The sequence below is a fragment of the Collinsella aerofaciens genome (assembly GCF_005844325.1).
Lineage (GTDB): Bacteria > Actinomycetota > Coriobacteriia > Coriobacteriales > Coriobacteriaceae > Collinsella > Collinsella aerofaciens_G.
Genome location: NZ_SPFY01000019.1, coordinates 34,157 through 41,859, shown reverse-complemented (window position 1 = coordinate 41,859; position 7,703 = coordinate 34,157). Strand labels below are relative to the sequence as shown.

General features: G+C 58.7%; 6 protein-coding genes. 3 read left to right on the top strand and 3 right to left on the bottom strand.

Annotated elements, in window-relative coordinates; all coding sequences use genetic code 11:
- The first annotated feature begins 228 nt into the window (after positions 1-228).
- Genes coaE through uvrB form a run of 3 tightly spaced genes read left to right on the top strand, consistent with a single transcriptional unit; the run spans position 229 to position 3,736 of the window.
- Positions 229-870, top strand: a complete 642-nt coding sequence (gene coaE / locus FGQ61_RS06925) for a dephospho-CoA kinase (RefSeq protein WP_138375037.1) — start codon at positions 229-231, stop codon at positions 868-870.
- A complete protein-coding gene (locus FGQ61_RS06920; protein ID WP_138375036.1) occupies positions 863-1,444 on the top strand; it encodes a lytic transglycosylase domain-containing protein in 582 nt (193 codons plus the stop codon). Before coaE ends, FGQ61_RS06920 begins: the two co-directional genes overlap by 8 nt.
- 51 nt (positions 1,445-1,495) lie before the next feature.
- On the top strand, positions 1,496-3,736 hold the full coding sequence (gene uvrB, locus FGQ61_RS06915; protein WP_138375035.1) for an excinuclease ABC subunit UvrB: 2,241 nt from the start codon (positions 1,496-1,498) through the stop codon (positions 3,734-3,736).
- A 65-nt stretch (positions 3,737-3,801) separates the two neighbouring features.
- Here the strand turns inward: uvrB and FGQ61_RS06910 are convergent, their stop codons facing one another.
- The 3 genes from FGQ61_RS06910 to FGQ61_RS06900 form a co-directional block, all read right to left on the bottom strand.
- Positions 3,802-5,442, bottom strand: coding sequence for an NAD(P)/FAD-dependent oxidoreductase (locus FGQ61_RS06910; RefSeq protein ID WP_138375034.1), 1,641 nt, complete (start codon positions 5,440-5,442; stop codon positions 3,802-3,804).
- Positions 5,443-5,521: 79 nt separating this feature from the next.
- Positions 5,522-6,793 (bottom strand): NAD(P)/FAD-dependent oxidoreductase, encoded by a 1,272-nt coding sequence (locus FGQ61_RS06905; RefSeq protein ID WP_138375033.1) that lies wholly within the window; start codon positions 6,791-6,793, stop codon positions 5,522-5,524.
- On the bottom strand, positions 6,794-7,624 hold the full coding sequence (locus FGQ61_RS06900) for an Mrp/NBP35 family ATP-binding protein (RefSeq protein WP_138375032.1): 831 nt from the start codon (positions 7,622-7,624) through the stop codon (positions 6,794-6,796).
- Between the last annotated feature and the right edge of the window lie 79 nt (positions 7,625-7,703).

Sequence of the window (7,703 nt, the reverse complement as noted above, 5' to 3'; positions counted from 1 at the left end):
GGGTCAGCCCGTGGGAGGCCAGGGCGCCGCTGACCGGTGGACGGCACCGAGCCGTCGCATGACTTGAAGAAGGGGGAGGCCGCGCGGCCTCCCCCTTTTTTGCGTTTAATAGAGGGTTGTAATACACGAACTCGCCTTCGTTTAGCTTCTCTTACTGTTTGGCTGTATTTTGAGTCCTTCTTTTGTATTTGCGCGATAATAACTCCCATTGGCGTTAGGGAGGACTTGATGTTTACCGTTTTTGTCTTGGGCAATATTGCTTCGGGTAAGTCGACTGCCTGCCGCTATCTCGAATCTCATGGCGCCATGCTTATCGATCTGGATGAGCTTGCCAAATCGCTGTATGTGCCAGGCTCCGATATCGTCAATGCCCTCGCGGAAGAATTCGGTTGGGACATTCTGGACGGGGAGGGCGGCATTCGCCGCAATGTCCTCGCTGCTCGAGCTTTCGCCTCTCCTGATACAGTCGCGCGGCTCAATGGCATCGTTCATCCGGTTCTCATCGAACAGCTGTCACTGAGGATTCTTGATCCGGTTTGTTGCACGGTTTCGTCCCCCCGTTATCCCTTTGCGGTTGTCGAGGTTTCTGCCCCGACTGGTTTTGAGGATGCTTTTGGCCTGGCTGATGAAATTCTGGTTATCAGCGCTCCTTTAGCAGTTCGTCGTGAGCGTGCCATTCATCGTGGTATGGAGTCCTCTGATTTTGATGCGCGCTCTGCATGCCAATCTGATGAGGCTTCGCTTTGCAATCTCGCTACGACGGTCATCGATAATGCGGCAGGCGATAACTCGCTCTTTGAACAACTGGACGCATGGCTTGCGCGCCATGGCTTCGGGGATGTAGTGGATAGGGAGGAGGCCGATGCCTAAGACACGTTTCTTTACGTGGTATCGCGTGGCGCCACTTGCCGTTATGTTTGTCTTCGGCCTTATTTCGCTCGTCTACTCGTATGCCCCTGCCGCCTTCTTTAAGCCTTTGTATCCAATTGACTATGAGGCGTACGTAAAGCAATCGAGCATTTCGCACAATCTTGATCCGTATCTGGTGTGCGCTGTCATAAAGTCGGAATCGAATTGGGATCCCGAGGCTGAGTCGAATCAAGGCGCACGGGGATTGATGCAGCTGATGCCCGAGACTGCCCAGGATATGATTGCCAAGGGTCTTGTCGATGGCAGCGAGTATTCAGCCGGCGACCTTAACGATCCCGCTACGAACATCGAGTTTGGCTGTGCGTATCTTTCGTATCTTCTAACGTATTTTAACGGGTCGACTGACAGTGCCATTGCCGCCTATAACGCCGGCATGGGCAATGTCGACGGATGGGCGCAGCAGAGCACGTCGCTTCATAATGCAATCACTTTTCCCGAGACGCAGGCGTATCTGATTCGTGTCAATAATGCCTGGGTTCGCTACAAGACCCTCTATCCCGATCGGTTCGTATAGGACTATGCCTGCCGCCTGCGTATACTGCAGATATATGAGTTAGGAGTATCCATGGCGGAATTTGAAGTTGAGCGTGTTGGAGGAGAGCTTAAACGTTTTGGCGTTGAGGGCTCTGAGGTACCGTTTAAGGTCGTGTCTCCATACGAGCCCGCTGGCTCCCAGCCTAAGGCCATTGAGTCGCTTGTGCAGGGCGTGAGGGACGGAGATCGCTATCAGGTTTTGCTGGGCGTGACTGGTTCGGGCAAGACCTTCACGATGGCTAAGACTATTGAGGCCCTGGGGAAGCCGACGCTGGTTATGGCTCCCAATAAAACGCTTGCCGCTCAGCTTGCGAGCGAGCTCAAGGAATTCTTCCCTGACAACGCCGTGGTCTATTTTGTGTCGTACTACGATTACTATCAACCCGAAGCGTATGTGCCGCAAAGCGATACGTATATCGAGAAGGATTCCTCGATTAACGAAGAAGTTGAGATGCTGCGACATCAGGCGACCGCATCGCTGCTATCTCGACGCGATGTGATCGTCGTCGCATCGGTCTCGTGTATCTATGGCATTGGCTCTCCCGAGGACTATGCGGGCCTAGCTCCGAACGTCGACAAGAAGGTGCCGCTCGAGCGCGATGACTTTATCCATGCGCTTATCGATATCCAGTACGATCGCAATGACTATGATTTGGCACGTGGCACCTTCCGTGTGCGCGGCGATGTCGTCGACGTGTATCCACCCTATGCCGAGCATCCGTTGCGGTTTGAGTTCTTTGGCGACGAGGTTGAGCTGATTGCCGAGATCGACGAGGTCACCGGCGAGATGCTACGTGAGTACGAGGCCATTCCCGTGTGGCCGGCATCGCACTACGTGACTGAGAAGCCTAAGGTCAAAGCGGCTCTGAAATCAATCAGTGAAGAGTGCGAGAAGCGTGTGGCCGAGCTCAAGGCGACTGATAAGCTGCTCGAGGCACAGCGTCTGCAGCAGCGCACCGACTATGATCTCGAGATGCTCGAGACGATGGGCTTTTGCAACGGCATCGAGAACTACTCGCGTCATCTGGACGGTCGAAAACCGGGCGAGCCACCGTTTACCCTGATCGATTACTTTCCTAAGGACATGCTCTGCATCATCGATGAGAGCCATGTGACGGTGCCGCAGATCCGCGGCATGCACGAAGGTGACCGCTCGCGTAAGGTGACGCTGGTGGAGCACGGTTTTCGTCTGCCTTCGGCACTCGATAACCGCCCGCTTCGTTTCGATGAGTTTGAGGCGAGGATTCCCCAGTTCATCTACGTCTCGGCTACGCCGGGCGACTATGAGCTGCGGGTTAGCCAGAACGACGTTGAGCAGATTATTCGTCCGACCGGTCTGCTCGACCCCAAGATCGATGTGCGTCCGGTTCGTGGACAGATTGACGATCTTGAGGACGAGATTCGCGAGCGCGTTGCCCGCAAGGAGCGCGTGCTGGTGACCACGCTCACCAAGCGCATGGCCGAGGACCTGACCGACCATCTGCTTGATGCCGGCATTAAGGTCAATTACATGCACTCCGATACAGCGACGATGGACCGTGTCGAGATCCTGCGAACGCTGCGCGAGGGAAAGATTGATGTTCTCGTCGGCATCAACCTGCTCCGCGAGGGTCTGGACCTTCCCGAGGTCTCGCTGGTGGCAATTCTCGACGCCGACAAGGAAGGTTTCTTGCGCAATCGCCGTTCGTTGATTCAGACGATTGGCCGTGCGGCCCGTAATGCCGACGGCGAGGTCATCATGTATGCAGATGTTGTGACCGATTCGATGAAAGAAGCCATCGAGGAGACGCAGCGCCGTCGCGAGATTCAGATGGCATATAACGAAGAGCATGGCATTGTGCCCAAGACAGTCCGCAAGGCCATTAACGACATTTCGAGCTTTATTGCCGAGGCCGAAAAGACTGTGGGCTCGAAGGGGCGCTCGAGAGGCGATTCGCTGGGTCACGGTGCGTTCTATACGCCCGACGAAAACGGCGAGGGCGCCGCGCCGGAGACGGTGGCGCCCGAGCAGACGCTTGCCGAGCAGCTGGAAGGGCTGCCGCATGACGAGCTCGTGCGGATCGTCGAGACCATGGAGGAAGACATGCGTAACGCTTCCGCCGCCATGGACTTTGAGGAGGCGGCACGTCTGCGCGATGCTGTCGTTCAGATTCGGGCGATGCTTGAGGGCGCATCTGAGGACGAAACGATCGAGCGTTTGCGTTCGCAGGCTCGCAAGGGCTCTACCTTTGCTTCGGGCAGAAAACGCCAGGGTGCACGATTCAGGAAGTAGTGAACAGGCCCCGAGTTCCCTGTGGAGCTTGGGGCCTGTGTCGTTCGGACGCGGGAGTTCGTGCACTAGATGTCTGCTATCAGCGCCTTAGCGCAACGGATGCCGTCGGTGGCGGCACTCATGATGCCGCCGGCATATCCGGCACCCTCGCCGCAAGGGTAAAGGCCCGGAGTCGACGCGGCGTGGCATGTTCGATCGCGGATGACGGTGACCGGGGAGCTCGAACGCGTCTCCACGCCAGTGAGGACCGCATCGGGGCGGTCATAGCCACGCAGTTTCTTACCGAGCAGGGGGATTCCCAAACGAAGCGATTCGACGATATGCTGCGGGAGGGCATCGTCGATCGCCGTCCAGGTCACGCCAAGTGGATAGGTCGGTTTTACCTCTCTGGGTGCCGTGCTGGCGCGTCCCGCAAGGAAATCCCCGACGAGCTGTGCCGGCGCGTTCCAGTTGGAGCCACCCAGGCGATAGGCGGCTCGCTCGCAGGCGCGCTGGAGTTCAATGCCTGCGAGCGGATCATCGTCGGGAAGGTCGTCAGGTGTGACGTTAACGAGTAGGGCGGCATTCGCGTTGCGCCCGTTGCGGGCATTGAGGCTGGCGCCGTTGACGCACAGATGGCCCTGCTCGGAAGAGGCCGCGACAACCTGTCCGCCGGGGCACATGCAAAACGAGAACACACTGCGGCCGTTGGGGAGATGGGCGACAAGCTTGTAGGGGGCTGCTCCGAGTGACGGGTGCCCCGCCGAAGGGCCATATTGGGCGCGGTCGATGTCGCGCTGTGGATGCTCGATGCGCACACCCATGGCAAAGGTCTTTTGCGCGAGGGTAACGTTATGTTCTTTGAGAAGCTCGAATACGTCGCGGGCGGAATGGCCGCAGGCGAGAATGAGGTGCTTTGTGGCGATTGTTTCGCTTGTGGTTTCTTGCGGCGGTTTGACATCAACGCCGGTGATGGCGCCAGATCCATCGGTTCGAATATTGACGAGCTTTGTTCGATAACGGACGGTTCCACCGAGCTGCTCGATGCGCTGAGAAATGTTGGTGACGACGGTGGGGAGGATGTCGGAGCCAATGTGCGGCTTGGCGTCCCACAGGATGTCGCGAGGTGAGCCCGCTTCGACGAAGGTCTCAAGAATCAGCCGATGGGCAGGATTCTTGGTTCCCGTGTTGAGCTTGCCGTCCGAGAAGGTCCCTGCGCCGCCCAGGCCAAATTGGATATTGCTTTCGGGGTCGAGGATACGCTCCTTAAGAAAGAGATCAATCGCTTCCGAGCGGCGAAGTGCGGGGTCGCCTCGCTCGATGAGCAGGGGTTTAAGGCCCGCTGCGGCAAGGGTGAGGGCGGCGAAGAGACCGGCGCAACCGGCGCCGACAACGACGGGACGCCCCTTGGGTGCATTCGGGACAGGGTTGGGGAATGAAGGAGCCTCGCCGTCTACTATGCGGATGCGCGAGCGGTCGCGCTCGGCGACGCGGTCGACCACCTCCTGCTCGAGTCGAGAGCTTGTCAGCTCAACTCGAAAGCTCAAAATAAAATGGACATCTCGCTTTTTACGGGCGTCGATTGACTTGCGATGGAGCTCAATGGCTTTAATCTGGGAATCCTCGCATCGCAGGGCTCGTTTGACGGCACGTCTACCAATAGCAAGGCAGGCAGTTTCGTCGCCGGCCTCATCGAGTGACGCGTGGACTTGGGTGATTTCGATCATCGAGGTCTCCTTAGATGCAAGAAAGAGGCCGCCCGGTGTCCCAGACGGCCCGAATGCGTTTAGATTATAGACTGCGCGGCTATAGGCTGCTTGCAGCGCGAATGCCCGAGATCCAAGCCCACGCAAGGTTGAAACCGCCGCAATCGGCATCGATGTCGAGCGCCTCGCCACAGATGTAAAGCGGGGCGCCTGCTGCGTTGCTCACGCAGAGGTTGGGAGCTGAGACGCTCTCGATGGGCACGCCGCCACGCGTGACCTGGGCCGAACGCTCCTCTGTCGTTCCCTCGACGAGCAACTTAAAGTGCTTGAGGATTGAGACTAGATGGATGGGGTCGTGCGACCCGGGGTGGCACTGTTCGAATGCGGCGCAGACAACGTGTGAGAACTGCGGGGCGAGCATGCCGTCGAGCCAGCGGGGGTCGCGGGGCGAAAAGCCGCCGAGCAACTCAACTCGCTGGTTGAGCATATCGAGCAACTCGTCTTTGGAGAGGTCGGGGAAAACGTCGAGCAGAATCGTGTCGCCGCGCTGGACGCGACGGGAGAGGTTAAAGGCGGCAACGCCCGAGATGCCAAAGGTTCGGAAGAGCACTTCGCCGTCTTCGCGCCAGAGCTCCTCGTGATTGCGGGTGAGCGTCAAACGGGCGCGGACGCGCAGGCCATCCAGTGTCTTGAGCGCAGTCTGGTCGCCGAAGACCGATGCCGACACGGGGCAGAGGACGGGGTGCTGCGGTGTGAGGGAAAGATTGAACGTCTTCGCGATGTCGGCGGGGCTGCCGCCCGTAGCGATAATTACGGCCTTTGCCTGCAGCGTCTCGTTCCTGCGAGAGGTGTCGGCGAGCGCCTTCCGAAGCGAGCGGAGTTCCGATTTTCGGTCGTCGTGCTTTTTTGCCTTGAGTGCTCGCGCGGGACGATCTATTTGGAGTGTCCAGCCCTCGGGGGCTTTGAATGCCGAGGCGACGTTTGCTCCACAGATCAAGGTGATACCCAGGTGATTGCAAGCGTTGAGAAGTGCGTCGCGCACCGATTCGGCACGAAGGGAGCGCGGATACAGCCGGCCCTCCTCGGAGGTCGTCATGATGCCCAGCGAGGAGAAGAAACTGCCGAGCTCTTGCTCAGGCTGGGGGCCCATGACGGATTCGACGAATGCGGGGTGGTTGTACCGCTGGAAATCAATTGATTCGTTGGAAAGGTTGCAGCGGCCGTTGCCGGTCGCAAGGAGTTTAAGGCCGCAGGCAACATCGCGCTCAACGATGCAGGTGCTTTTGCCTGCGCGTGCGGCCGTAATGGCGGCGGCGAGACCCGAGGCCCCGCCGCCGATTACCAAGACGTCATAGGAGGCGTTTGCGTTCACTTAGGCCTCGGCGGTTTCGTGCGGGGCAATGGCCTCGACGGCAGAGACGGCCTGGGGCAGCATACGTGCGGGCAGTGCGGTTTCAACCTCGCCCTTATCGCAGGCCTCGGCGAGTGCCGGATTGATGGGAAGCTGCCCTAGGATCTCGAGGTTGTAACGCTCGGCGACCTCGGGGAGCTTGCTCTTGCCAAAGACTTCGATCTTCTTGCCGCAATTGGGGCACTCGATATAGCTCATGTTTTCGACGATTCCCAGAATGGGGACGTTCATCTTCTCGGCCATGTTGACCGCCTTGGCGACGATCATCGAGACCAGATCCTGCGGGCTCGTAACGATGACGATGCCATCGACGGGCAGCGACTGGAAGACCGTGAGGGCGACGTCGCCCGTTCCCGGAGGCATGTCGACCAGCAGGTAGTCGATGGGGCCCCATGAGGTTTCGCTCCAGAACTGCCTGATGGCACCCGCGATAACCGGACCGCGCCAGAGGACGGGGTCGGTTTCGTTTTGGAGCAGCAGGTTAGAGCTCATAACCTTGACGCCGTGCTCGGAGATTTCGGGCAGCATAAGGTTGCCGAGGGCATGGACGTGACGTCCGCTCATGCCGAACATCTTAGGGATAGAGGGGCCGGTAATATCGGCATCGAGGACGCCGACCTTGTGACCGTGGCGGGAAAGTTCCGTGGCGATGGCGCCGGTGACGAATGACTTGCCGACGCCGCCCTTGCCGGAAAGCACGGCGATAACGCGCTTGACCTCGGACAGCGTATTTTCCTCAAATTGCGACGGCGACGTTTGCCCGCCGGCTGCCTGTGCGTGCTCGCAACCCATGTTTGACTCCTTTGTATATGTTGGGGCCGGAGCCCCGCGGTGTGACACGAGCGTCATTGTACCCTCGTTTGCGAGCGGG